A 23,528-nucleotide genomic window follows, 5' to 3' on the forward strand; every position below is an offset into this window, starting at 1 on the left:
GGCACAGGACCATTTTTGATCGGCCGCCGAATCGAACTGCCCGCCGGGCCGGGTTCCGCCACCGGCGCGGGACCGCCGGGCTCGCTCGGGCGCCGTTCCGGCTAGCGCGGGGGACAGCGGGACGGGACTGGCAATTTCGGCCGTCCGCGAGAGGCTCCTCCGGGGTGGCCTGTCCCCGGGGGTGCCCTCTGTCCCCCTTTTGCACCAGAGGGATTGGGCACCTCGTGGCTTGAGGCGTCGGCGCTTTTATGGAAGAGCGCGGGCGATGCCTCAGATGCCGATCATGACCCGCGAGCGGATGACGTTGCTGGGCCAGCTTGTCCGCTACGCGATCACCGGCGTTTTCTCGTCGCTGGTCAACATCGGCATCTATCATGTGCTGGTGAAGGCGGGCGGTCTCGATCCTAATCTCGCCTGGACGATCGGCTTCGTCGGCGCGGCCAGCACCGGCTATGTCATCCACGGCCAATGGAGCTTCAAGGGCCATGGCAGCCGCGACCGGCAGATGCAGCGGATCGTGCGCTACGCCATCGTGTCGCTGATCAGCTTCGCCTGCAACAGCCTATGGGTGTGGCTGCTCGTCCAGCATCTGGACCTGCCGCTATGGGCGCCCTATCCGCTGGTGTTGTGCGTGACTCCGCTCCTGGTCTTCTGGCTGAATCGCCAATGGGTGTTCGAATGAGCACCGTGCCGGCCGATGCGCCGCTGCTGTCGGTGATCGTTCCCGTCAAGGACGAGGAGGAGGCGATCGGCCCGTTCGTCGCACGCATGACCCAGGTGCTCGAAGCGCTGCGCGATCCCGCCGGCCAGCCCACGGGCTGGGAGATAGTGTTCGTCGACGACGGCAGCACCGACCTGACCATGGCGGCGATTCTTGCGGCGCACGACGCCGATCCGCGCATCGGCGCGCTGTCGCTGTCGCGCAATTTCGGCAAGGAGGCGGCGCTGTCGGCGGGGCTGGACAATGTCCGCGGCGAAGTGGTCGTGCCGATCGACGTCGACATGCAGGATCCGCCCGAGGTGATCGGCGCGATGATCGACAAATGGCGCGAGGGCTATGAGGTCGTTTATGGCGTGCGCCGCAATCGCCTCACCGACAGCTTGCCGAAGCGGCTGACCGCCGATCTCTACTATCGCGCGCACAACTGGCTCTCGATGGACAAGATCCCCGAACATGCCGGCGACTTCCGCCTGCTCGATCGCAAGGTCGTCGAGGTGATCAAGCGCATGCCCGAGCGCAACCGCTTCATGAAGGGGCTGTTCGCCTGGTCGGGCTTTCGCCAGACCGCGGTCGATTACGACCGGGTCGAGCGTGCGGTGGGCAGCACCAAGTTCAATTACTGGAAGCTGTGGACGCTGGCGATCGACGGGATCACCTCGGCCTCCACCGCGCCGCTGCGGGTGTGGTCCTATCTGGGCGGGGTGATCGCGCTGCTCGCCCTGGTCTATGCGGTGTTCATCGGAGTGAGGACGCTGATCCTGGGCGCGGATGTCGCCGGCTATCCGTCGCTGATGGTCGCGATCCTGTTCATGGGCGGCGTGCAGCTGCTGTCGCTCGGCATCCTGGGCGAATATGTCGGCCGCATCCTGGTCGAGACGAAGCACCGCCCGATCTACATCATCCGCCAGCGGATCGGCTGCCCCGAGCCTGCCGACCAGAGGATCGCCTGATGGATCGCGCCACCTATGACCGCATGGCCGAGATCGACCGCGACCATTGGTGGTTCGTCGCGCGCCGCCGGATCATCGGCCGGCTGATCGAGCGGCACCGGCCGAAGGCCGGACCGCTGAAGATCCTCGAGGTGGGCGCGGGCACCGGCTCGAACCTCGAATTGCTCAAGCGATTTGGCGAGGTCGACGCGATCGAGCCCGACGATGGCGCCCGCGCCTTTGCCGAGCAACGCAGCGGCCTGAAGATCAAGGGCGGCTATTTGCCCCATGTGCCGCTCGACGATGGCGCCTATGACCTGATCGTCCTGCTCGACGTGCTCGAGCATATCCCGGGCGATGTCGAGGCGCTTGCCTATCTCAAGGGCAAGCTGGCGCCGGGCGGACGGATCATCGTCACGGTGCCGGGTAGCCCGTGGATGTGGAGCGCGCACGACGTCGCGCACCATCATCAGCGCCGCTATACCGACGCCAGCCTGTCGCGGGTGCTGCGCGAAGCCGGGCTGCGCCCGCGTTTCACCACGCATTTCAACAGCCTGCTGTTTCCGTTGATCGCCGGCATCCGCCTGGCGGGCAAGCTGCTGCGCCGCGAGGGCGGCGATGATGCGATGCCGTCGCGACCGGTCAACGCCGCGCTGACGGCGATCTTCGGCGCAGAGCGTCACTGGGTGGCGACGCTCTCCATTCCCTTCGGCGTGTCCATGGCGAGCGTCGCGGAGCCGGTGATCCGGTAGAGCACGCCGCGCTCGCCGCCGTTCCAGACCATCTTGAGGGTCGGATCGTTGGCGGGCCAATGGTCCTGGGACGTGTTGATCAGCCACAGATAATCGAACGCCTGGCGGGGAAACAGCGCGATCGAGCTTTCGATCGAGCGCGCGGTCGGCGCGCGGCAGCGGCGCGGCCGCATCACCTGGGTCGGGTCCTCGGCATAGCCCTTGGCCGGCGCATATTTGATGCTGAGCAATTGCGCGCCCGGCATCGTCCACTGGCCGTTGACGAAGGCCTCGCGCCGCACGATCGCCATCGCGCCGAGATGCTCCAGCCGCGGCGATTCCCACAGCGACAGGCAGGGCAGGTCGACCAGCGCGAACACCCGGCTCTGCGGCTCGACATGGTCGAGCGCGGCGAGCTGCTTCTCCTGCCAGGTCGAGAAGGCGATGAAGCGATCGGTCGACTGGTAGACGCGGAAGCCGAAGATGATCAGCGCCAGCGCCGCGATGGTGTTCAGCGCGATCCGGTTGGTGAAGGCCGGCACCACCCCGATCACGCCGATCGCGATCACATAGGGCGCCAGCCGCATGTCGGCATAGGCCGAGCCGATCACGATCCGCGGCATCAGGATATAGGCGATGATCAGCACCAGCAGCGCGACGCCCAGGGTGCGGCGCATCCGGAAGCCATATTGTTGCCAGCCGATCGAGCTCATGCCGAACAGCACGAGCAGGATCAGCGCGCTGACCAGCGCGATATCGAACTGCATCCAGTGGTTGCGCAGCGACGAGACCAGATAGACATATTTGGCGATCCAGTTGAACCAGTCGACGGTCTCCCCCGCGACATTGCCCGAGCGCCACGCCACCATCAGCAGCAGCGGCGGCGCGAGCGGCAGGCAGTGCAGCGCCCCGCGCCACAGCGATTCGCCATAGCCGCGGCCCTCGACGTCGCGCATCCGCACGATCTCGGCGGCGAAGGCGAGCAGGCCAAGCACGCCCCAGGCGAAGCCGTGGCTCAGCCAGATCAGCGCGGCGATCGGCACGAACAGCGCCGCGCGCAGTCGCAGCCGCCCGATCCGAGCCAGATAGAGCCACAGCGCGAACGCGTTGAGCGTCAGCGCCATCGCCAGCACATAGTTGATGAAGCCCCACTGGAACGGCCAGCAATAGGCGAACGGCGCGACCAGCCCGGCCGTCGCGGGCAAGCGGCCATGCACCTCGCGCGCGACCAGCAGCAGGCCGGTGATGGTGAGCGGCGGCACCATCATCACGATCAGCTTCACGCCCAGTTCGAGCCCGAAGATCTTGGCCATCGGCACGACCAGCAGGTCGACGCCGAGATTGCCCATCAACGCCCAGTGGAAGCTGAAATAGCGGGTGAGCAGCGGCGAGGAGGGATCGGCGATCTCGACCCGGTACCGCCCCATATGGCCCATCAGGTCGATCAGCGGCGGCACCTGCGGCTGGATCAGCGGGATGATCGATATCAGCGCGAGAAAGGCGATATACCAGCTACGCGTCCACCAGCCGGACGGCGGCGTTACAGGCGGTGTGGACCGGAACATCGGACCCGCCCTTATGGGGAGCGAGGGGACACCGCAAGAGGTGTCAGCCCGGCATCCGCTTCCACAGTCTGAGCGTGCTGCCTTTCACGGCCACCGGCTCGAGCCACGCCGGCGTCCGCGCCTGCAGCAGATCGGCCATCAGTCCTCGCGGCGCGGCCCTGCTGTAGATCATCGCCTCGTTGCCGTCCGGATCGATCAGCACATAGTCTATGCCGTGACGCGCCATCATCCTGCGCGCAGCCTCCGGCGGGCCGGTGAAGGCATCGATCACCCGCCGGATCGCCTGCGGATTGCGATGGTGGCCGCTGCCGGCGAAGCTGTGCGGCGTCATCACCAGCAGCCGCGGGGTCAGATCGATTCCGGTCAGCATGGTGGCGCGCGGCAGCCGGGCGAGCGCAGCGAAGGGCGCACAGGGCGCCGGGCACACAGGCGGCTCCGATGCGCCGCTGTTGCCCTGCTCGCCGGCCGAGAGCGCGACAGTGCCGATCAGCACCGCGCCGACCGGCGACAGCGCCAGTATCGCGCCGGCCGACACGATGACCCGCAGCAGTCCATGGCGCCAGCGCCCGACAGCGGCGAGCAGCCGCGCCAGCAGGAAGGCGCCGCCCGGCAGCGCACAGCCCTGCGCGAATCCTCCGGCGCGCTGGACGAGCAGCGACAACGCGAAGGCCGCGAGCAGCAGCGCGAGCATCATCAGCCAGTCCCGCGCGGCGCGCGCGGTTGCGGCGGAGCGCCAGGCCAGCAGGGTGCCGAGCAGGCCGATCGGCGGAAAGCCGACCAGCAGCAGGCGATTGTCGAAGGGCTGCTTCCAGACCGGTAATCCTTCGAGAACATTGTCGTACCAATAGAAGCGCACCACCGGATCGAGCGCCGCGAACGGCCCGTGGAGGCAGGCTGGCGCGGTTGCGGCCAGCAGGGCCACGCCCGCGGCACCGGCGGCGGCGATGCTGGCGATGCGCAGTGCCATGCCGTAGCGCGAGGCCAGCGACACGAGCAGCGCCGCGAGCGCGGGCGTCAGCACCATCGGCCCGAACCAGGCCGGGCTGACGGCATCGCAATAATTGCGCGCATAGGCGGCTGGGCCGTGGAACAGGACGAACAGCGCCATGCCCGAAAGCGCGAACGCGCCGGCGAAGGCCTGCAATCGCTTCCCCTCGTCACTCCGGCCTCCGCCGGACTGACGATTGGGGTGAGCATCTGCGCCGAACCGCAGCGCCAGCAGCGCTGCGATCGCCGCCACCATCGGCAGCGCCTCGAGCGAGATCGCCAGCCACAGCGCCGCCGTCGCGCCCGCGACCATCCCGCCGCGCCGTGGCCGCGGATCGAAGCAGGCGGCGATGGTGAACAGGCCAAGCATGGTCTGCCAGCCATGATGGTCGATCCGCAGCGGCATGATATGGAACAGCATCAGTGGCGCCGCCGCCGCCAGCATCACCGCGATCAGCGCGGTGCGCCGGTCGGCGAGCCGTGATCCGATCAATGCCAGCGCCGCCAGCGAACCACCGAAGATCAGCAGGGGCACGGCGCTTATCGCGACGCGCTCCGCCAGCATGGCGCCCAGCATCGGCCTGAGCGCCAGGATCAGCGCCGCGATCGGCAGATCGACGATCCGCGACCAGTGCATGGGCACCCCGTGCGGCGGATCGATGCGATATTGCGAGACGTCGAAAAAGCTCTGCCCCCCGAGCAGGTCGCGGACCTGCTGGAGGCGGAGATAATCGTCGGGATCCCACATGCTCAGAGCGGCGATATGGTGCCGCGCGATGACGAGCAGGATCGCGCTGGCGAGCAGCCAGACCGCGAACACGGAGAGACGCAGCCGCGCGGCGGTCACTTGCTTTATACCCCTCCCTGCAAGGCTGTTGGATTCACAGTTCGCCGCTCGCACGAAGAGATCATTCGTGCGCAGGAACTTACCCAATGCCGTCATTCCAGCGAAAGCTGGAATCTCTCTGCTCTACCCTGTTGAGAAAAGTGCCAAGAGAGATCCCAGCTTTCGCTGGGATGACGAAAAAAGGAAAAGGTGTGAAGGGCGTAGGCCTACAAACGGAGAGACGAAAAGGCATATCGCCTCACGCTGCGCGCTTGCTTGCGATCCGCTCCGGCACCAGCCGCTCCGATCGCAGCGCCGCCGCCACGCCGGCATCGTCGCCCTCGGCGCCTGCCTCGTGATATTCGGCGTCCTCGTTGACCGCCCAGACATCGTGCCGCCGTGTTCCGGCGATGATGTTGCGGGCGGTGAGCATCGCCGTCATCATCGCATGGTCCTGGTTGTTGTAGCGGTGCATGCCGTTGCGGCCGACGAAGTGCAGCGTGGGATAGCGCGCCTCCAGTTCGGCGCGCACGGCCGCGACATTGTCGGCATAGCCATCGTCATAGACCGGATAGGCCTTCTCCTGCCGCACGACCGCGCCGCCCACCACCTGGCCGGCATTGCAGAGCCCGAGCTGCGCCAGCTCGCGCGTCGCCAGCGCGATCAGGTCGGCGTCGGAGGAGGTCCACAACCCGTCCCCCTCGAAGCAGAAATATTCGAGCCCGACGCAGGCGAGGTTCTCGTCCGGCACCATCTCGGGCGACCAGCTGCGAAAATTCTGGATGCGGCCGACCTGGACCTTGTCGTCGTGGATATAGATCCAGTTGTCGGGAAAGAGATCGTCGGAACGGATCATCAGCGCGACGGTGAGGAAATCGCGATAGCCGAGCGCCATGGCGCTGGGCAGGCTCGCGGGCACCGGATGGACCCGCGCCGCCAGCTCGCGCATCGGCGCCGAGCTGATGACATGATCGGCGGTGAGCATCGCCAGCCGGCCGTCCTGCCCCATCGCCGCAACCCGCCAATAGCCGGCCGTCGCATCCCAGGACAGCTGATGGAGCTGGTGCCCCATCAGCAGGCGGTTGCCCTGTTCGAGGATGCGGTCGCGCGCGGCGTCCCACATCATGCCAGGGCCCTTGCGCGGATAGCGAAAGCTTTCCAGCAGCGTCTTTGTCTGCATGCCGTCATTGGGCCGCTTGTTGAGCCCCAGCGAACGCCGCATCCCGTCGAGCACCGCCTTGCCCAGGCTGAGACCCTTGATGCGCTGGGCCGCCCAGTCGGCCGACATCTCGTCGCACGGCATGCCCCACACCTTCTCGGTGTAGGTCTTGAAGAAGATGCCGAACAAGCGCGCTCCGAACTGGTTGACCACCCATTGCTCGAAGCTCTTCACTTCCTTGTGGGGGAAGAGTTTCCAGCGAAAGAAGGATGCCATGCACAGGCTCGACTGCCACAGGCCGAGATTGCGCAGCGCTTCGAACGCCCGCAGCGGATAGCTGTAATATTTGCCGCCATAATAGATCCGGCTCATCCGCGGCCGCTCGATGAAGTCGTCGGGCAGCAGTTCGTTCCAGAGATCGACCACCTCGCGCGACTTGGAGAAGAAGCGATGGCCGCCGATGTCGAACCGGAAGCCCTGGTGCTCGACCGTCCGGCTGATGCCGCCGACCTGCACCGGATCCTTCTCGACCAGGGTGACGCTGAACCCTGCCTTGCCGAGCATATAGCCGGCGGTGAGCCCGGCCGGTCCTGCGCCGATGATCGCCACATCGGCGTGATTGGTGGCACGCGGCATGTACTTCCCTCATCGTCCGGAGCTCGGCGGACAATGGCGGGAACGCGTTAGAACATGGTTAACGGGCCTCCGTTCTCCCGCGGAGGTGAGGGCCTCCGGCAAGAAAAAGGCCGGCCCGCCTCGCAGCGGACCGGCCCTGTCTTCAAAACGGCGTCCCTTACGCGGCCAGCTTGCGCAGCACGTAGTGGAGGATGCCGCCGTTGAGGAAATATTCGAGTTCGTTGACGGTATCGATCCGGCAGAGCGTCTCGAACGTCTCGGTCGAGCCGTCGGCGCGAGTGAGCTTCACCGATACGGTCTGGCGCGGGCGCAGGCCGGCGACATTCTCGATGGTGAAGGTCTCGGTGCCGTCGAGCTTGAGCGTCGTGCGATCGATGCCCTCGGCGAACTGCAGCGGCAGCACGCCCATGCCCACGAGGTTCGAGCGGTGGATGCGCTCGAAGCTCTCGGTGATGACCGCGCGGACGCCGAGCAGGTTGGTGCCCTTCGCCGCCCAGTCGCGCGACGATCCGGTGCCATATTCCTTGCCGGCGACCACCACCAGCGGGGTACCCTCCGCCTTGTACTTCATCGCGGCGTCGTAGATCGCCATCACTTCCCCGGTCGGGATGTGCTTGGTCATGCCGCCTTCGATGCCGGGGATCATCTGGTTCTTGATGCGGATATTGGCGAAGGTGCCGCGCATCATCACGTCATGATGGCCGCGGCGCGCGCCATAGCTGTTGAAATCCGCCTTCGACACCTGATGCTCGGTCAGGAAGCGTCCCGCCGGGCTGTCGGCCTTGATCGAGCCCGCCGGGCTGATGTGGTCGGTGGTGATCGAGTCGGCGAAGATCGCCAGCGGACGCGCCTCGATGATGTCCTGCACCGGTGCCGGCGTCATCGACATGCCCTCGAAATAGGGCGGGTTGGCGACATAGGTCGATCCGGCGCGCCATGTGTAGGTGTCCGAACCCTCGACGTCGATCGCCTGCCAGTTCTTGTCGCCCAGGAACACATCGGCGTAGCGCTTCGAGAACATCTCCGAGTCGATCGCCGCCGCGACGGTGTTCGCCACCTCCGCGGTCGTCGGCCAGATGTCCTTCAGATAGACCGGCTTGCCGTCGGTCGACTCGCCGATCGGTTCGACGGTAATGTCCTTGGCAGTGGTGCCGAAGATCGAATAGGCGACCACCAGCGGCGGCGATGCCAGATAATTGGCGCGCACGTCGGGTGAAACGCGCCCTTCGAAGTTGCGGTTGCCCGAGAGCACCGCCGAGGCGACCAGGTCGTTCGAGTTGATCGCCTTCGAGATCGGCTCGGCGAGCGGGCCGGAATTGCCGATGCAGGTCGTGCAGCCATAGCCGACGAGGTTGAAACCGACCGCGTCGAGATCCTTCTGCAGGCCGACGCGGTCGAGATAGTCGGTGACCACCTGCGATCCGGGAGCAAGGCTGGTCTTGACCCAGGGCTTGGCCTTCAGCCCGAAGGCGTTCGCCTTGCGCGCAACCAGGCCGGCGGCGACGAGCACCGACGGGTTCGAGGTGTTGGTGCAGCTGGTGATCGCGGCGATCACGACATCGCCATGGCCGATCTGGAAGTCTTCGCCCTCGACGGCGACGCGCTTGTCGCCTTCGTCGCCCTTCTTGTAGCCCGAGGCGAGCTCATTGTTGAAACCCTCGTCGACCGAGCTGAGCAGGACGCGGTCCTGCGGGCGCTTGGGGCCGGCCATTGACGGCAGCACGGTCGACATGTCGAGCTCGAGATTGTCGGTGAACACCGGATCGGGGGCGGTCGCGTCGCGCCAGAAGCCCTGCTCCTTGGCATAGGCTTCGGTCAGCTCGATCGTCTCCGCCGGGCGGCCGGTGAGGCGCATATAGACGAGCGTCGCGTCATCGATCGGGAAGAAGCCGCAGGTGGCGCCATATTCCGGCGCCATGTTGGCGATCGTCGCGCGGTCGGCGAGCGACAGCGAGTCGAGGCCCGGGCCGTAGAATTCGACGAACCGGCCGACCACGCCCTTGGCGCGGAGCATCTGGGTGACGGTCAGCACCAGGTCCGTGGCGGTGATACCCTCGGTCAGGGTGCCCGACAGCTTGAACCCGACCACTTCGGGGATCAGCATCGACACCGGCTGGCCGAGCATCGCAGCTTCGGCCTCGATGCCGCCGACGCCCCAGCCGAGCACGCCGAGGCCGTTGATCATCGTGGTATGGCTGTCGGTGCCGACGCAGGTGTCGGGATAGGCGACCGGGGTGCCCGAGCCGTCGGCCGAGCTCCACACCGCCTGGGCGAGATTCTCGAGATTGACCTGGTGGCAGATGCCGGTGCCGGGAGGGACCACCTTGAAGTTGTTGAGCGCCTTCGAACCCCAGCGGAGGAATTCATAACGCTCGCCGTTACGGGCATATTCGAGCGCGACATTTTCGTCGAACGCCTTCGGCGTGCCGAAGCTGTCGACCATCACCGAATGGTCGATGACGAGATGGACCGGCACCAGCGGATTGATCTTCTGGGCGTCTCCGCCGAGCTTGTTCATCGCGTCGCGCATCGCGGCCAGATCGACCACGCAGGGCACGCCGGTGAAATCCTGCATCAGCACGCGCGCCGGGCGATACTGGATCTCGCGGTCGGACTTGCGCTCCTTCTGCCAGTCGATGATCGCCTTGACGTCCTCGACGGTCACGGTGACGCCGTCCTCGAACCGCAGCAGGTTTTCGAGCAGCACCTTCATCGAGAAGGGCAGGCGCGAGATATCGCCGAGCTGGCCCGCCGCCTTGGCGAGCGAATAATAGGCGTAATGCTTGCCGTCGACGTTGAGGGTAGAGCGGGTTTTGAGAGTGTCCTGACCGACGGCCGTCATTGCTGTAGCCCCTGTGCTGCAATTGCGAGAATCCACGGGGCTATAGCGAGCGCGATGGCCAAACGAAAGGGGCCGAAGCCGCGATTATCCTGCTTCGATCGGCCGGCCCAGATCGGCGAAAGCCTGCGCCACCGCCTGCGCGCTCGACAGCACGCCGATGGCGCTTTCCATGCCGCACAGGTGGCACAGCATGTCATGCGACTGGCGCGGCCGCTCCGACGACCTCGCCACCGCGCCGAGCAGCATCGATTCGGCGATCGTCATGCGGCAGCAGCACGAGGGCGCGATCATGATCGATCGCTGCGAAGCACGCGCCATCTCGGCCATCAGCGCGCGCATCAGCACCAGCGGACGGCGGAAGGACAAGCCGAAAGCGCCGATCAGCGCGCTGGCGGCCTGGGCGTCGCCGAGCCCCCCGACTCCCATCCGGCGCACGCTGCTGAGGAACAGTCGTGCACCGCTGCCATCGGGAGTGCTGTGGGGCAGAAGGCGGGCGGTGGACTCGGCGTGCTCGGACATGATGCTCTCCTTTCGAATACCGAGAACAGATCATTTATGCTATTGCAAGTCAATCGCAATAAAGAAGGGCGGCGGTCAAAGGAGCCGGCGGCGATCGGCTCTTTGCCAACTGCTCGATCTCCGCCGATAAGGCTGGCAGGCTGCGAGTCGATGATCGGCGATCAAGACGGCTGAGGAGAGGATATGGCGGAGATATCGTTCGAAGCCCCGTCTGGCGCCGCCGTGCTCGAGCGCGCGACCGCGCTGCAGAGCTGGCAGATCGGCGAGGTGAAGGTCAGCAAGCTGGTCGAATTCGCGATGAGCGCGGCGATCGAGGATATCTTCGCCAATGCGACCAGCGAGGCCTTCCGGGCGATCCCCTGGCTCCAAGCCGATTTCCGCAGTCCCGAGGGGCTGGCGCTGATGAGCATCCATGCGCTCATCGTCGAGACGCCGACCCGGCGGATCATGGTCGATACCTGCGTCGGCAACGACAAGGAACGAGCGTCGCCGGGGATGGAGCATCTCCAGACCCCGTTCCTCGCCAATCTGGAAGCCGCCGGCTTTGCGCGCGAGAGTTTCGACGTGGTGCTGTGTACCCACCTCCATTTCGACCATGTCGGGTGGAACACGATGCTCGTCGACGGGTGCTGGACGCCGACCTTTCCCAAAGCCCGCTATCTGATCAATCGCACCGAATATGATTATTGGGAACGCGACGAGGGCGTGTACACCGGCAATGACTGGGCGCTGGTCCAGCGCCAGACCTTCGCGGATTCGATCCGGCCGGTGATCGATGCGGGTCTGGTCGATCTTGTCGAGGGGATCCATCAGGTCTGCGACGAGGTCAGCCTGGTGCCGACGATCGGCCATTCGGCGGGGCATGTCAGCATCCGCATCCGCTCCGGCGGCAAGGAGGCGCTGATCACCGGCGACATGGCCCACCATCCGAGCCAGCTTGCATATCTCGAATGGGGCATGCCGATCGATCATGATGCCGAACAGGCGATCCGCACCCGCCAGGCGATGTTCGCCGACGCGGCGGAGCGCGACGTGCTGATGATCGGTACGCATTGGCCGGGGGCGACCGCGGGACGGATCATCCGCGACGGGACGGTTTTCCGGCTGGAAATCTGATGATGTGCTCTTTCCCTTCGGGGCAGGGACAGGGCTTCAATCGATAACGGTTCCGTTCAGCGCCAGCGCCTCGCCGGCCAGGTAGAGCGAACCCGCGATCAGCACGGTGGGTGGCGCGCTACCGGCATGACGCCGTGCGATCGCGGCGATCGTCGCCTCGATTCCGTCACAGGCAACCGCGGTGAACCCAGCCAGGCTGGCGATCTCCGCCAGTTCGGTTGGCCTGTGGTGGGCGTGGCCCCGCACCGGAACCATGTGGAAGCGGGCGTGCAGCTGTCCCATGGCGGCGAGGAAGCCGGCGGCGTCCTTGTTCTCGAGCAGGCCCATGACGATGTGCAGCGGCCGGTCGATCGCGACATGGCTGCGCAGGAAGTCGCCGATAACGCGGCCCGCAGACGGATTGTGGCCGCCATCGATCCACAGCTCGGCCCCGGGCGGCAGCTTTTCGACGAGGGCTCCGCCGCGGACATTCTGAAGCCGGGCCGGCCAGTCGGCCCAGCCCATTGCGGCGCGTAGCGCCGAGGCGGGGATGGCGAGGGCGTCCTGCTGTCGCAGCATGGCGATCGCCAGGCCTGCATTCATCGCCTGATGCTGCCCGGCAAGGCCCGGAAGCGGCAGATCGAGCTTGCCCGCGCCATCGCGATAATGGAGCCGGCCCTGATAGGCGGCGGCATCCCAGGATCCGCCCTTCATATGCCAGATGGCGCCCGCTGCATCGATTACCTGGCCGACGCGATTGGCGATCGTCGCCGGATAATGGAGCGTGACGATCGGCACGCCGCGCTTGGCGATGCCGGCCTTTTCGGCGGCGATGTCCTCGATCGTGTCGCCGAGGAAGCTCTGATGATCGAGCCCGAGCTGCGCGACCCCGCAGATCAACGGCGCGGGGATGATGTTGGTGGCATCGAGCCGTCCGCCGAGCCCGACCTCGATGATGCAGGCATCGGCCGGCGCCCGCGAGAAGGCGAGCAGCGCAGCCGCGGTGGTGACCTCGAAGAAGCTTGCGCCGATGCCGTCCGCGACATCGAGCACCTCGGCGAGCAGCGGCGCAAGCTCGGCATCGGCGATCAGCTCGCCGGCGATGCGGATGCGCTCGTTGAAGCGGATAAGATGGGGGCTGGTGAAGACATGGCAGCTCATCCCTGCGGCTTCGATCGCCGCGCGCAGATAGGCGCAGGTCGATCCCTTGCCGTTGGTGCCGGCGACGTGGAACACCGGCGGAAGCCTGCGCTCGGGGTGGTCGAGCCGCTCCATCAGCTGCGAGATACGCTCGAGCCCGAGGATATCGGCGCCGGGGGAAAGCAGCGTCAGGCGATCGAGCTGGGCCTGGACGGCCGGGTCGGTGGAGGAAGCGTGGTCGGCCATACGACTGAAGCGTTCTCGTAAAACGGTCCGTCATTCCCCAGAAAGCGGGAATTTACGGCCAGGGAAGGTTAGATCCTCCATCGCCCCTCCCCCATGGATTCCCGCTTTGGCGGGAATGACGGAGAGGATAGTCCTGTCCTGCCGCTGAGGCTAGGCCGCCTTTTTCCCAGGGCAGAGGAAGTCGATCAGCCGCGCCAGCTCGGCGCGCAGGCTGTGACGGTCGACGACCATGTCGAGCATGCCGTGCTCGAGCAGATATTCGGCGCGCTGGAAACCTTCGGGCAGCTTCTCGCGGATCGTCTGCTCGATCACCCGCTGTCCGGCGAAGCCGATCAGGGCGCCCGGCTCAGCGATCTGGATGTCGCCCAGCATGGCGTAGGAGGCGGTGACGCCGCCGGTGGTCGGATCGGTCATCACCACGATATAGGGCAGCCCGGCCTCGCGCAGCTTGGCGATCGCCACGGTGGTGCGCGGCATCTGCATCAGCGAGAGGATGCCCTCCTGCATGCGCGCGCCGCCCGCCGCGGTGAAGATGATATAGGGGCATTTATCGGCGATCGCCGCGTCGATGCCGGCGATGAAGGCGCTGCCCACCGCTAGGCCCATCGATCCGCCCATGAAGGCGAAGTCCTGCACGCCGACCACCGCCCTGAAGCCCTCGATCGTGCCGCGGGCGTTGATCAGCGCGTCCTGCTCGCCGGTCGCGGTGCGGGCGGTCTTGATGCGATCGCTGTAGCGCTTGGTGTCGCGGAACTTCAGCGGATCTTCGCGGACCTGCGGGCTCGGCAGCACGGTGTGGACGCCGCCGTCGAACAGGTGGTCGAAGCGCGCACCGGGGCCGATCCGGCCATGATGGTTGCATTTCGGGCAGACCGACAGGTTTGCCTCATATTCCTTCGAGAAGATCATCTGCTGGCAGGCGGGGCATTTATGCCAGAGATTGTCGGGGCTCTCGCGCTTGGCGATGAACGGGATCTTCTTGCGGACACTGTCGAGCCAGCTCATGCGGCCTTCTCCCTGACGGCGCGACGGACCGCCGCGCTCAAGGTGGAAATGAAATCGCGGACCAGCGGCGCTGAGCCCGCGCCATGCTCGCCGATCAGCTCGACGATCGCGGAGCCGACGACGACGCCATCGGCGACGCGACCGATCGCTTCGGCCTGCTCGGGCCCGCGCACGCCGAAACCGACCGCCACCGGCAGGTCGGTCGCCGCCTTGAAGCGGGCGACGGCGGCCTCGATGCTGGCCTGCCCCGCCTGCTGCAGGCCGGTGATGCCTGCCACCGAGACATAATAAAGGAAGCCGGACGCGCCTTCCAGCACGGCCGGAAGCCGCGCGGCATCGGTGGTCGGCGTGGCGAGGCGGATCAGGTCGAGCCCTGCCGCGCGTAGCGCCGGGCCAAGCTCGGCGTCCTGCTCGGGCGGGATGTCGACGCAGATCACGCCGTCCACCCCGGCGCGAGCGGCTTCCGCGGCGAACCAGGGCGCGCCGCGGCGGACCATCGGATTGGCATAGCCCATCAGCACCAGTGGCACGCTGGGATGGCGGGTGCGGAACGCGCTGGCGATCTCGAGAAGATCCGCCGTGGTGGTGCCTGCGGCCAGCGAGCGCAGATTGGCGCGCTGGATCGCCGGCCCGTCGGCCATCGGATCGGTGAACGGCATGCCGAGTTCGATCACGTCGGCGCCGCCCTCGACCAGCGCATCGAGGATCGCGCCCGTGTCGCCCGGCGTCGGATCGCCGCCGGTGACGAACGCGATCAACGCAGCGCGGCCCTCGGCGCGCGTGCGGGCGAAGCTGTCGGCAAGGCGGCTCATATTTCTACTCCCAGCGCCTTCGCCACGGTGAAGATATCCTTATCGCCGCGCCCCGACAGATTGACCACGATCAGCTTGTCGGCGGGGAGGCCCGGCGCGATCTTCTCGACCGCGGCGAGGGCGTGCGCCGTCTCCAGGGCCGGGATGATGCCTTCAAGCTTGGCCAGCCGCTGGAAGCTGTCGAGCGCCTCGGCATCGGTGACGGGGACATAGTTCACCCGGCCGATGTCGTGCAACCAGCTATGCTCGGGGCCTATCCCCGGATAGTCGAGCCCCGCCGAGATCGAATGTGCCTCGGTGATCTGGCCGTCCTCGTCCTGGAGCAGGTAGGTGCGATTGCCGTGGAGCACGCCGGGTTCGCCGCCGGCGAGGCTGGCGGCATGCTTGCCGCTGTCGATCCCCTCGCCCGCCGCCTCGACGCCGATCATCTCGACCTGCGGGTCGTCGAGGAATGGGTGGAACAGGCCGATCGCGTTCGATCCGCCGCCGACAGGAGCGATCAGCATGTCAGGCAGGCGCCCCTCCGCCGCCAGCATCTGCTCGCGGGTTTCGGTGCCGATCACCGACTGGAAATCACGCACCAGCTCGGGATAAGGGTGCGGGCCGGCTGCGGTTCCGATGATGTAGAAAGTGTCGTGGACGTTCGCGACCCAGTCGCGCAGCGCCTCGTTCATCGCGTCCTTGAGGGTCTGCGAACCCGAGGTGACGGCATGGACCTCCGCGCCCAGCAACCGCATCCGGAAGACATTCGGCTGCTGCCGCTCGACATCGACCGCGCCCATGAAGATCGTGCAGGGCAGGCCGAAGCGCGCCGCGACCGTCGCGGTGGCGACCCCGTGCTGGCCGGCGCCTGTTTCCGCGATGATGCGGGTCTTGCCCATCCGGCGGGCGAGCAGGATCTGCCCGATGCAGTTGTTGATCTTGTGCGCGCCGGTGTGATTCAGTTCCTCGCGCTTCAGATAGATCTTGGCGCCGCCGAGATGCTCGGTCAGCCGCTCGGCATAATAAAGCGGGCTGGGGCGACCGACATAATGCGTCATCAGGTCGTCGAACTCGGCCTTGAACGCGGGATCAGCCTTCGCCGCGCGATATTCACGCTCGAGATCGAGGATCAGCGGCATCAGCGTCTCGCTGACATAGCGGCCGCCGAACTGGCCGAAAAGCCCGCGCTCGTCGGGGCCGTTGCGCAGAGTGTTGGGAATGGCGGTCATAATGATGCGATCCGTTGAAGGAAGGCGGCGATCTTGTCCATATCCTTGATCCCCGGTGCGGTTTCCACGCCGGAGGAGATGTCGATCAGCCGCGCGCCGGTGATGGCCGCCGCACGCTCGACATTGGCGGCATCGATCCCGCCCGATAGCGCCCAGCGTTGGGGATGGGCGAAGCCGTCGAGGAGCGTCCAGTCGAAGCGCAGGCCCATGCCTCCGGGCAGCGTGCCTGCCGGGGTCTTGGCATCGTAGAGGATCAGGTCGGCGATCGTGGCATAGGACCGCGCCGCCTGCAGGTCGGTGCGGGTGCGGACCGGAACCGCTTTCCACAGGCCGATCTTCGGATGGCGGGCGCGCAGTCCGGCGACTCGTTCGGGCGGCTCGCTGCCATGGAGCTGGAGCGTGTCGATCCCGCCGACCAGGATCGCCTGGTCGATCAGGGCATCGTCGGCATCGACGAACACGCCGACCTTGCCGATCTGCGGCGGCACGATCGGGGTAAGCGAGGCTACCTGCTCGGGGGTGACGTTGCGCGGACTCTTCGGAAAGAAGACGAAACCGACATGACTGGCGCCCAGCCGCACCGCCGCACCGACGGTCTCGGGAGACGAAAGCCCACAGATTTTGGCGCTGACGCGATTCATGGCGGGCATGTCGGCCTTGCACGGGGCAAGGTCAAGCTTGCCGCTTAGTCCACCGCCTCGGCGATCTGGGTCAGATACTCGAAATCGACGATGCGGATCTTGCCCTGGGTGAGCTCGATCACGCCTTCGCTAGCCCAGGCGGCGAGCTGGCGGTTGATATTCTCGCGGCTGATGCCGACGAAACTGCCCAATTCGGACTGGCTGAGATCGCGCGTCAGCCGCGTGCCGTGGACCTTCTGGTCCGTCAGCCGCTTCAGGTAGCGGGCGAGCCGCGGGCCGGTCGTGAAGGCGCGGTCGCTCTCGATGGTGCTGTCGGTTTCGCGCAGTCGCCGCGCCATTTCGCGCAGCAGCCGGATCGCCACCTTGGGATGGCGCTCGATGAAGCCTTCGAAGGCGGTGCGCGACAGGCGGAAAAAGCGGCCCGCCCACATGGCGGTCGCCGAGGCGGTGCGGGGCTGGCCGTCGAGCACCGCAATCTCCCCGATCACGGTGCCGGCTTCGGCATAATCGAGGATGATCTCACGGCCATTGGGGGTGACCATCGAGATGCGCACCACGCCGTCGAGCACGATCACCAGCGAGGTGCCCTCGTCGCCCTGGCGCAAGATCTCGTCATTGGCGCGGGTTGCGTGGACGCTGCCGACGCTGAGCAGGTCGGCAAGCTGGGCGTCATCGCATTCGGCGAACACGCTGCCCTTCGGCAGGTGCGCGGCAAGCTCGGCTGGCGTCATCGAATATCCCCCCGGTCGGATCCCCATCCTCCGGCGCGTGCAAAGTGCCGACTTTCATCGTTGTTGGCAAGCAAGGGGCTCAGGGCGCGGATCGGGGCTGCCAATCCGGCGCGGCGAGCTCGAAGCCGGCGAAGTCGAACCCCGGCGCCACGACGCAACTCAGCAGCGCCCAGCCATCGCGTGTCTCGGCCGCCTGCCACCAGCCGGCCGGTACCAGCGCCTGTGGCCGCTCGCCCGCCGCGACGTCCACGCCGACCCGGATCGTCTCGACCGCCCCGGAGTCGCCGGGCGCCATCCGCAGATCGATCGCGGTGCCGGCATGGAACAACCACATTTCGGCAGCGTCGACCCGGTGCCAGTGCGAACGCTGGCCAGCTTCGAGCAGGAAATAGATGGCGGTGGCATGGCCGCGTTGGTCGCCGCCCGCCGTTTCGCGCCCCGCCGTTTCGCGCCATGTCTCGCGATACCAGCCGCCCTCGGGATGGGGGGCGAGGCCGAGCGATGCGATCAGCGCCTGGGGATCCATCAGAACAGGCCGCCGCCGATGATCAGCCGGACGATACCGACCACCAGCACGAAGCTGTTGAGACGCCGCCCGCTGTCGTGCTGCGACACCATGCCGAAGCCGGCACCCATCAGCGCGAGCGGCACCACCGCCCAGTTCATCCAGCCGAGGAACGGAAAGAAGCCGAGGATCGCTCCGCCGAGCGCGATGAAGCCGATGATCAGCGAGACGAGATTGAACATGGCGCCAAGCATCGCCGATGAAGGTTCGGATTGCAACAGCTGTACTGCTAATATAATACAGTTTCGGGAGACGCCGCCGAGGAGGAGGACAGGATGCGCAAGGCCATGGCAGGGCTGGCGGTGCCGATGCTGCTGCTCGCCGCCTGCGAGCTGAAGGTCGGCAAGGACGGCCAGGGGTCGGCGAAGCCCGACGCCGATCGCGACGTCGCGATTGCGCAGCCGGACGGGACGCAGGGCGTGTCGATCGCGATCCCCGGGCTCGACGGCCGAATGAAAGTCCCCGGGATTTCGCTGAGCGGCGACGACATGGATATCGACGGGATAAAATTATACCCGGGGACGAAGCTGAACGGCCTCAACGTCACGGCGCGCGAGGGCGCCAGCGACGGGGTCGTCGAGATGCGCTTCACCAGCCCCGCCGCGCCCGATCTGCTCGCCGCTTATTATGCCAGGGCGGTGCGCGCCAGCGGGTTCAGCGGAACCAGCGTCGCCGGCTCCGGCGGCAAGGTAACGCTGACGGCGACGAAGCCGGGCGGCGATGCCGTGATCATAGAAACGGCGCCGGCCGCGGGCGGCACCGCCGGACGGATTCTCGTGAAGGGCTAGGGTCCGACTCCAGGCCCCGACCCTTCGACTCGCCATCCGGCCATGTCGGGGCGGCAACAAGCCAAGCCGCCACTGGCGCCCAATCGCCCTTGCGGCTAAAGGGCCGCCATGCCCCCGCTTTTTCTCGTCATGCTCGGCGGCGCCATCGGCGCAGGCTTTCGCTACCATATCGGCACGGTCGCGCTCAGGAATCTGGGCCCCGGCTTTCCGTTCGGTACCTGGCTCGTCAACCTGCTGGGCGGATTGCTGATGGGCGTGCTCGCCGGGGTGATCGCGCGCACGCCGATCGAGGGCGAGCCGCTTCGGCTGTTCCTCGGCGTCGGCGTGCTGGGCGGTTTCACCACCTTTTCGGCGTTCAGCCTGGAGACTTTCAACATGCTGTCGCGCGGCGAATATGTCATGGCGGGCGCCTATGCGGTGTCGTCGGTCGCGGGGTCCGTGCTGATGCTGTTCCTCGGCCTCGGCCTCGGGCGGACACTGGCATGAGTGAAGCTCCCGCCACCGGCGCCACCCAGGCCGAGATGCGCCAGTTCGTGGTCGCCGACGATGACGACGGCATCAGGCTCGACCGCTGGTTCAAGCGGCACATGCCGGACACCAGCTTCAACATCGTGTCGCGCTGGGCGCGCACCGGCCAGCTGCGCGTCAACGGCAAGCGCGCTGCGCCCGGCGACCGGCTCGAAGCGGGACAGATGATCCGCCTGCCCCCGCCCGAGGTCGCCGCAGCGGCCGCCACCGCCGCGAAGGCGCCGCGTCCCAAGGCCCCGCGCGAGCCGCTGTCGGCGGAGGAAACCGAGCTGGTCCGCGGCTTCGTCATCCACCAGGACCGCCAGGCGATCGTCATCAACAAGCCGCCGGGTCTCGCCACGCAGGGCGGCACCAAGACCGAGCATCATGTCGACCGGCTGCTCGACGGGCTCCAGTTCGAAGCTGAGAACCGGCCCAAGCTGGTCCACCGGCTCGACAAGGATACGTCGGGCGTGCTGCTGCTCGCGCGCACCTCGCGCGCGGCGGCGCACTTCGCCAAGGCGTTCAGCAGCCGCACCGCGCGCAAGGTCTATTGGGCGATCGTCACCGGCGTGCCCTCGATCACCGACGGCATGGTCGAGTTGCCGATCGGCAAGCAGCCCGGCACCGGCGGCGAGAAGATGCACGTCGACGAGAAGGAAGGCAGCCCTGCGCGCACCCGCTATCGAGTGATCGAGCGCGCCGGCAACCGCGCCTGCTGGGTCGAGCTGCAGCCCTATACCGGACGCACCCATCAGCTGCGCGTCCACATGGCGGCGATCGGCCATCCAATCGTCGGCGACGGCAAATATGGCGGCGCCGAAGCTTTCCTGTCCGGCACGATCAGCCGCAAGATGCATCTCCACGCGCGGCGGCTGAAGGTCGATCATCCCGATGGCGGCGTGGTCGACGTCGTCGCCGAGCTCCCCGAGCATTTCGCGGAGACGTTGCGCAACCTGGGCTTCGAGGAAAGCAAGGGCAACGCCCTGCCTGTGGACGACGTCAAATTCTCCGAAACCGCCGAAGGCAGGCGTCGCGCGATCGCCCACAAGGCCAAGGACGCCCGCAAGGCCCGGCGCGGCGAGCGGCGCGGCCGGAACCGCGAATGAGCGCAGGCGCCGCCAACCGGCTGGCGATCTTCGACTGCGATGGCACGCTGGTCGACAGCCAGGCGAATATCTGCCGCGCGATGATCGACGCCTTCGGCGCCGAGCAGCTGGTGCCGCCGGCCCATGGCGCCATCCGCCGGGTCGTCGGCCTCAGCCTGACCGAGGCGATGCGCGCATTGCTGCCGGAGGGAGAGCCCGCGCTCCATGCCCGGCTCGGGGACATGTACAAGCGCGCTTTCCAGGCGCTGCGCGGTGCTGGCCAGGTCGAGGAACCACTGTTTCCGGGCATCGTCGAGGTACTGCATGCGCTCGAGGCCGATGGCTGGCTGCTGGCGGTCGCCACCGGCAAATCCGATCGCGGCCTGCGCCATTGCCTCGACGTCCATGGCATAGCCGATATGTTCGTGTCGTTGCAGACTGCCGACCGGCACCCGTCAAAGCCGCACCCGGCGATGATCGAGCAGGCGATGGCCGATGCCGGCGCGCGGCCGGGAACGAGCGCGATGATCGGCGACACCAGCTTCGATATCGGCATGGCGGTTGCCGCGGGCTGCACTGCGGTCGGCGTGTCCTGGGGCTATCATTTGACCGCGGAGCTGTTCGAGGAGGGTGCGCATTTCGTCGCGGAAAGCCCCGATCAGCTCCCTGAAATCCTCCGGCGGGCGATGGTGGCGAAAGCGTGAAGCGTTTCTACAAGACAGTGTCGGTCGAGCCGGTGGCCGGCGGCGGCGCGATCCGGCTCGACGGTCGGGCCGTCAAGACTCCCGCCCGCCTCGAACTCGTGCTGCCCACGCCGGCGCTCGCAGCCGCGGTCGCTGCCGAATGGGAGGCGCAGGCCGAAACCATCGATCCGCGATCGATGCCGCTGACCGGCCTCGCCAACGCCGCAATCGACCAGATCGCGCCCGATCCTGCCGCTTTCGCGCAGATGCTGGCCGTCTATGCCGAGACCGACCTGCTGTGTTATCGGGCCGAGAGCCCGGCCGAGCTGGTTGGGCACCAGGCCGAGTGCTGGGACCCGCTGATCGACTGGGCGCAGCAGCGCTACGGGATCGAGTTCGAGATCGTGCATGGCATCATCCACTGCCCCCAGCCCGATGAAACCATCGCCCGATTGAGCGCGGCGATCCGCGGCTATGGGCACTTCCAGCTCGCAGGGCTGCAGCAGCTGATCACCATATCGGGCTCGCTGGTGATCGCGCTGGCGCTGGCCGAAGGCGAGATCGATGGCCGGGCGGCGTTCGACGCGGCGCACCTCGACGAGCTGTGGCAGGTCGAGCAATGGGGCGAGGACGAGCTGGCCACGTTCGCCCGCGACGCGCGATCGGCGGATTTCAGGGCGGCGGCGCGGTTTCTGGGGTTACTCGTCTAGCGGCTCTTCAGCTCTGAATTCCGCCGCGTGGCAGGAACCAGCGCGCGATGATCAGGCCTGCCACCGACAGCCCGATGAAGTCGCTCAGGAAGAGGTAGGTCCAGTAGCCGAAGCCGAAATGGTTGAAGATCGGCTGACCGAGCTCGGTATAGAGCGTGCCCGCCAGCGCGAACAGCACCGCGACTTGGGCGCGGCTGAAGAAGTCGGTGACCCGCGATCCAATGGCGCCGAGCGCCAGGGCGATGATGAGGCCGGTAACGATCGCGAGCAGGAATCCGGACAGAAGCGCGCCCGAGTCGACGACCGGAAAGCCGGACGTGTTGAAATGCACCATCGCGACCGGGCCGCGGGCGTAAAGCAGGTCGCCGGCCGCGGTGCCGGTGGCGGGCACCAGATAGGTGCCGGTGCCGCTCGTCGTCAGCGTTTCCGCCAGCGCCTGCTGGAGCGCCGCCGATTGCGGCTCGCCGATGCTGTTGAAGGCGAGCAGGCTCAGCGGCGTTCCCCAGAACAGGAACCCTACCAGATACAGCGCGATCCCGGCGACGACGCCGCCGATCAAGGTCTTGGCCATGGGCTGCCTCCTCTCCAAACCAGATCGCGGCAGGCTAGGCTCAATGCCATCGCATGCAAGCCAAACTGCGGTGGGGCGTTGCAGCGGTCGGCTTGCGCGGCGCCCTGGACGCCGCCATGTCCTGCGCCGCGACTGCGCTGGCCTGCGTTATGCCGCGGGCGTCGTCAGCTTGCGGATGAAACCGATCAGGCCGGTCTGGCGGCTGCGCTTGAGGCGCTCCGCTTCGAGGATATCCTTCACCTCGGCGAAGCAGCGGTCGATGTCGTCATTGATGAGGACATAGTCATAACCGTCCCAGTGGCTGATCTCGGCGGCGGCGCGCTGCATCCGGCCGTTGATCACCTCTTCGCTGTCGGTCGCGCGGCGGCGCAGCCGATCCTCGAGCTCCTCCATCGACGGCGGCAGGATGAAGACGCGGACCACATCGCCGCCGCAGGTCTGGTAAAGCTGCTGCGCGCCCTGCCAGTCGATGTCGAACAGCACGTCGAGTCCGGCCGCGAGCATGTCTTCGATCGGCTGCTTGGGGCTGCCATAGCGATGGTTGAAGACATGCGCCCATTCGAGGAACTCGTGCTTCGATGCCATTTCGCGGAAATGCTCGAGGTCGACGAAATGATAATCGACACCCTCGACCTCGCCGGGCCGCATCGGGCGGGTCGTCGCCGAGACCGACATCTTGAGATGGTCGTCGGACGCGAGCAGCCGGCGGGCGATGGTGGATTTGCCCGCCCCGGAAGGCGAGGAGAGGACGAACAGCACGCCACGGCGCTTGAGCGAAAGATGGGCCATGGCGGCACTTGCATCGGACAAGGCGTCCGCG

At 66.8% G+C, this 23,528-nt stretch carries 24 protein-coding genes; 9 read left to right on the forward strand and 15 right to left on the reverse strand.

From position 1 onward, the window contains the following. Positions 1-265 precede the first annotated feature (265 nt). From AC1DQK_RS05105 to AC1DQK_RS05115, 3 genes are read left to right on the forward strand one after another with little or no spacing between them, the layout of a single operon-like run. Positions 266-682, forward strand: a complete 417-nt coding sequence (locus AC1DQK_RS05105; protein WP_477868073.1) for a GtrA family protein — start codon at positions 266-268, stop codon at positions 680-682. After that, positions 679-1,671, forward strand: coding sequence for a glycosyltransferase family 2 protein (locus tag AC1DQK_RS05110; protein WP_477868075.1), 993 nt, complete (start codon positions 679-681; stop codon positions 1,669-1,671). Before AC1DQK_RS05105 ends, AC1DQK_RS05110 begins: the two co-directional genes overlap by 4 nt. Next, on the forward strand, positions 1,671-2,402 hold the full coding sequence (locus AC1DQK_RS05115) for a class I SAM-dependent methyltransferase (RefSeq protein WP_477868077.1): 732 nt from the start codon (positions 1,671-1,673) through the stop codon (positions 2,400-2,402). Before AC1DQK_RS05110 ends, AC1DQK_RS05115 begins: the two co-directional genes overlap by 1 nt. On the opposite strand, the gene AC1DQK_RS05120 is transcribed toward AC1DQK_RS05115, so the two are convergent. The 5 genes from AC1DQK_RS05120 to AC1DQK_RS05140 form a co-directional block, all read right to left on the reverse strand. Next, the gene (locus AC1DQK_RS05120; RefSeq protein ID WP_477868079.1) at positions 2,330-3,946 is read right to left on the reverse strand and encodes a hypothetical protein; all 1,617 of its coding nucleotides are present in this window, start codon (positions 3,944-3,946) and stop codon (positions 2,330-2,332) included. The two genes, AC1DQK_RS05115 and AC1DQK_RS05120, sit on opposite strands and share 73 nt — an antisense overlap. Before the next feature lie 43 nt (positions 3,947-3,989). Next, complete coding sequence (locus AC1DQK_RS05125) at positions 3,990-5,780, reverse strand: hypothetical protein (RefSeq protein WP_477868081.1); 1,791 nt, start codon at positions 5,778-5,780, stop codon at positions 3,990-3,992. A 238-nt stretch (positions 5,781-6,018) separates the two neighbouring features. Further along, positions 6,019-7,554, reverse strand: a complete 1,536-nt coding sequence (locus AC1DQK_RS05130) for an NAD(P)/FAD-dependent oxidoreductase (RefSeq protein WP_477868083.1) — start codon at positions 7,552-7,554, stop codon at positions 6,019-6,021. A gap of 157 nt (positions 7,555-7,711) precedes the next feature. Continuing rightward, entirely contained in the window at positions 7,712-10,396 is a 2,685-nt protein-coding gene (gene acnA, locus AC1DQK_RS05135; RefSeq protein ID WP_477868085.1) for an aconitate hydratase AcnA, read from the reverse strand. An 84-nt stretch (positions 10,397-10,480) separates the two neighbouring features. After that, complete coding sequence (locus AC1DQK_RS05140) at positions 10,481-10,915, reverse strand: DUF6628 family protein (protein WP_477868086.1); 435 nt, start codon at positions 10,913-10,915, stop codon at positions 10,481-10,483. A gap of 183 nt (positions 10,916-11,098) precedes the next feature. Between AC1DQK_RS05140 and AC1DQK_RS05145 the strand changes: the two genes are divergently transcribed. Continuing rightward, positions 11,099-12,031 carry an MBL fold metallo-hydrolase gene (locus AC1DQK_RS05145; protein WP_477868088.1) on the forward strand — a complete coding sequence of 311 codons (933 nt, stop codon included), beginning with the start codon at positions 11,099-11,101 and terminating at the stop codon, positions 12,029-12,031. 36 nt (positions 12,032-12,067) lie between these two features. On the opposite strand, the gene AC1DQK_RS05150 is transcribed toward AC1DQK_RS05145, so the two are convergent. The 8 genes from AC1DQK_RS05150 to AC1DQK_RS05185 all read right to left on the reverse strand — a co-directional run bounded on the left by AC1DQK_RS05150 (position 12,068) and on the right by AC1DQK_RS05185 (position 18,543). After that, positions 12,068-13,396, reverse strand: a complete 1,329-nt coding sequence (locus tag AC1DQK_RS05150) for a bifunctional folylpolyglutamate synthase/dihydrofolate synthase (RefSeq protein WP_477868090.1) — start codon at positions 13,394-13,396, stop codon at positions 12,068-12,070. 150 nt (positions 13,397-13,546) lie between these two features. Beyond that, positions 13,547-14,401, reverse strand: a complete 855-nt coding sequence (gene accD / locus AC1DQK_RS05155; RefSeq protein ID WP_477868092.1) for an acetyl-CoA carboxylase, carboxyltransferase subunit beta — start codon at positions 14,399-14,401, stop codon at positions 13,547-13,549. Next, positions 14,398-15,213, reverse strand: a complete 816-nt coding sequence (trpA, locus tag AC1DQK_RS05160; protein WP_477868094.1) for a tryptophan synthase subunit alpha — start codon at positions 15,211-15,213, stop codon at positions 14,398-14,400. Before trpA ends, accD begins: the two co-directional genes overlap by 4 nt. Then, positions 15,210-16,424 (reverse strand): tryptophan synthase subunit beta, encoded by a 1,215-nt coding sequence (trpB, locus tag AC1DQK_RS05165; RefSeq protein WP_477868096.1) that lies wholly within the window; start codon positions 16,422-16,424, stop codon positions 15,210-15,212. Before trpB ends, trpA begins: the two co-directional genes overlap by 4 nt. Then, the gene (locus AC1DQK_RS05170) at positions 16,421-17,065 is read right to left on the reverse strand and encodes a phosphoribosylanthranilate isomerase (protein WP_477868098.1); all 645 of its coding nucleotides are present in this window, start codon (positions 17,063-17,065) and stop codon (positions 16,421-16,423) included. Before AC1DQK_RS05170 ends, trpB begins: the two co-directional genes overlap by 4 nt. 44 nt (positions 17,066-17,109) lie before the next feature. Continuing rightward, a complete protein-coding gene (locus AC1DQK_RS05175) occupies positions 17,110-17,796 on the reverse strand; it encodes a Crp/Fnr family transcriptional regulator (protein ID WP_477868100.1) in 687 nt (228 codons plus the stop codon). 79 nt (positions 17,797-17,875) lie between these two features. Next, positions 17,876-18,322: a cupin domain-containing protein gene (locus AC1DQK_RS05180; protein ID WP_477868102.1), complete on the reverse strand. Its 447-nt coding sequence runs from the start codon at positions 18,320-18,322 to the stop codon at positions 17,876-17,878. After that, positions 18,322-18,543: a hypothetical protein gene (locus AC1DQK_RS05185; protein WP_477868104.1), complete on the reverse strand. Its 222-nt coding sequence runs from the start codon at positions 18,541-18,543 to the stop codon at positions 18,322-18,324. The genes AC1DQK_RS05180 and AC1DQK_RS05185 overlap by 1 nt, the downstream gene beginning before the upstream one ends. 93 nt (positions 18,544-18,636) lie before the next feature. On the opposite strand from AC1DQK_RS05185, the gene AC1DQK_RS05190 reads away from it, so the two are divergent. The 5 genes from AC1DQK_RS05190 to AC1DQK_RS05210 all read left to right on the forward strand — a co-directional run bounded on the left by AC1DQK_RS05190 (position 18,637) and on the right by AC1DQK_RS05210 (position 22,137). Beyond that, on the forward strand, positions 18,637-19,149 hold the full coding sequence (locus AC1DQK_RS05190; protein WP_477868106.1) for a hypothetical protein: 513 nt from the start codon (positions 18,637-18,639) through the stop codon (positions 19,147-19,149). Positions 19,150-19,257: 108 nt separating this feature from the next. Then, on the forward strand, positions 19,258-19,635 hold the full coding sequence (gene crcB / locus AC1DQK_RS05195) for a fluoride efflux transporter CrcB (RefSeq protein WP_477868108.1): 378 nt from the start codon (positions 19,258-19,260) through the stop codon (positions 19,633-19,635). Next, on the forward strand, positions 19,632-20,765 hold the full coding sequence (locus AC1DQK_RS05200) for an RluA family pseudouridine synthase (protein ID WP_477868110.1): 1,134 nt from the start codon (positions 19,632-19,634) through the stop codon (positions 20,763-20,765). Before crcB ends, AC1DQK_RS05200 begins: the two co-directional genes overlap by 4 nt. Further along, the gene (locus AC1DQK_RS05205) at positions 20,762-21,448 is read left to right on the forward strand and encodes an HAD-IA family hydrolase (protein WP_477868112.1); all 687 of its coding nucleotides are present in this window, start codon (positions 20,762-20,764) and stop codon (positions 21,446-21,448) included. Before AC1DQK_RS05200 ends, AC1DQK_RS05205 begins: the two co-directional genes overlap by 4 nt. After that, entirely contained in the window at positions 21,445-22,137 is a 693-nt protein-coding gene (locus AC1DQK_RS05210) for an ATP12 family chaperone protein (protein WP_477868114.1), read from the forward strand. Before AC1DQK_RS05205 ends, AC1DQK_RS05210 begins: the two co-directional genes overlap by 4 nt. A gap of 7 nt (positions 22,138-22,144) precedes the next feature. Here AC1DQK_RS05210 and AC1DQK_RS05215 read toward each other — a convergent pair whose 3' ends face one another. Together AC1DQK_RS05215 and gmk are read right to left on the reverse strand one after the other, a co-directional pair. Continuing rightward, positions 22,145-22,708 (reverse strand): hypothetical protein, encoded by a 564-nt coding sequence (locus AC1DQK_RS05215; RefSeq protein ID WP_477868116.1) that lies wholly within the window; start codon positions 22,706-22,708, stop codon positions 22,145-22,147. A 147-nt stretch (positions 22,709-22,855) separates the two neighbouring features. Continuing rightward, positions 22,856-23,497: a guanylate kinase gene (gene gmk, locus AC1DQK_RS05220; protein ID WP_477868118.1), complete on the reverse strand. Its 642-nt coding sequence runs from the start codon at positions 23,495-23,497 to the stop codon at positions 22,856-22,858. Positions 23,498-23,528: the final 31 nt, after the last annotated feature.

It is taken from the genome of Rhizorhabdus sp. P4_G5 (assembly GCF_056401065.1).

Excerpts from the sequence above, each read along its gene's own strand:
- AC1DQK_RS05105 (WP_477868073.1), top strand. The coding sequence starts at position 266 with ATGCCTCAGATGCCGATCATGACCCGCGAGCGGATGACGTTGCTGGGC.
- AC1DQK_RS05110 (WP_477868075.1), top strand. The coding sequence starts at position 679 with ATGAGCACCGTGCCGGCCGATGCGCCGCTGCTGTCGGTGATCGTTCCC.
- AC1DQK_RS05115 (WP_477868077.1), top strand. The coding sequence starts at position 1,671 with ATGGATCGCGCCACCTATGACCGCATGGCCGAGATCGACCGCGACCAT.
- AC1DQK_RS05120 (WP_477868079.1), bottom strand. The coding sequence starts at position 3,946 with ATGTTCCGGTCCACACCGCCTGTAACGCCGCCGTCCGGCTGGTGGACG.
- AC1DQK_RS05130 (WP_477868083.1), bottom strand. The coding sequence starts at position 7,554 with ATGCCGCGTGCCACCAATCACGCCGATGTGGCGATCATCGGCGCAGGA.
- acnA (WP_477868085.1), bottom strand. The coding sequence starts at position 10,396 with ATGACGGCCGTCGGTCAGGACACTCTCAAAACCCGCTCTACCCTCAAC.
- AC1DQK_RS05140 (WP_477868086.1), bottom strand. The coding sequence starts at position 10,915 with ATGTCCGAGCACGCCGAGTCCACCGCCCGCCTTCTGCCCCACAGCACT.
- AC1DQK_RS05145 (WP_477868088.1), top strand. The coding sequence starts at position 11,099 with ATGGCGGAGATATCGTTCGAAGCCCCGTCTGGCGCCGCCGTGCTCGAG.
- AC1DQK_RS05150 (WP_477868090.1), bottom strand. The coding sequence starts at position 13,396 with ATGGCCGACCACGCTTCCTCCACCGACCCGGCCGTCCAGGCCCAGCTC.
- accD (WP_477868092.1), bottom strand. The coding sequence starts at position 14,401 with ATGAGCTGGCTCGACAGTGTCCGCAAGAAGATCCCGTTCATCGCCAAG.
- trpA (WP_477868094.1), bottom strand. The coding sequence starts at position 15,213 with ATGAGCCGCCTTGCCGACAGCTTCGCCCGCACGCGCGCCGAGGGCCGC.
- trpB (WP_477868096.1), bottom strand. The coding sequence starts at position 16,424 with ATGACCGCCATTCCCAACACTCTGCGCAACGGCCCCGACGAGCGCGGG.
- AC1DQK_RS05170 (WP_477868098.1), bottom strand. The coding sequence starts at position 17,065 with ATGAATCGCGTCAGCGCCAAAATCTGTGGGCTTTCGTCTCCCGAGACC.
- AC1DQK_RS05175 (WP_477868100.1), bottom strand. The coding sequence starts at position 17,796 with ATGACGCCAGCCGAGCTTGCCGCGCACCTGCCGAAGGGCAGCGTGTTC.
- AC1DQK_RS05180 (WP_477868102.1), bottom strand. The coding sequence starts at position 18,322 with ATGGATCCCCAGGCGCTGATCGCATCGCTCGGCCTCGCCCCCCATCCC.
- AC1DQK_RS05185 (WP_477868104.1), bottom strand. The coding sequence starts at position 18,543 with ATGTTCAATCTCGTCTCGCTGATCATCGGCTTCATCGCGCTCGGCGGA.
- AC1DQK_RS05190 (WP_477868106.1), top strand. The coding sequence starts at position 18,637 with ATGCGCAAGGCCATGGCAGGGCTGGCGGTGCCGATGCTGCTGCTCGCC.
- crcB (WP_477868108.1), top strand. The coding sequence starts at position 19,258 with ATGCCCCCGCTTTTTCTCGTCATGCTCGGCGGCGCCATCGGCGCAGGC.
- AC1DQK_RS05200 (WP_477868110.1), top strand. The coding sequence starts at position 19,632 with ATGAGTGAAGCTCCCGCCACCGGCGCCACCCAGGCCGAGATGCGCCAG.
- AC1DQK_RS05205 (WP_477868112.1), top strand. The coding sequence starts at position 20,762 with ATGAGCGCAGGCGCCGCCAACCGGCTGGCGATCTTCGACTGCGATGGC.
- AC1DQK_RS05215 (WP_477868116.1), bottom strand. The coding sequence starts at position 22,708 with ATGGCCAAGACCTTGATCGGCGGCGTCGTCGCCGGGATCGCGCTGTAT.
- gmk (WP_477868118.1), bottom strand. The coding sequence starts at position 23,497 with ATGGCCCATCTTTCGCTCAAGCGCCGTGGCGTGCTGTTCGTCCTCTCC.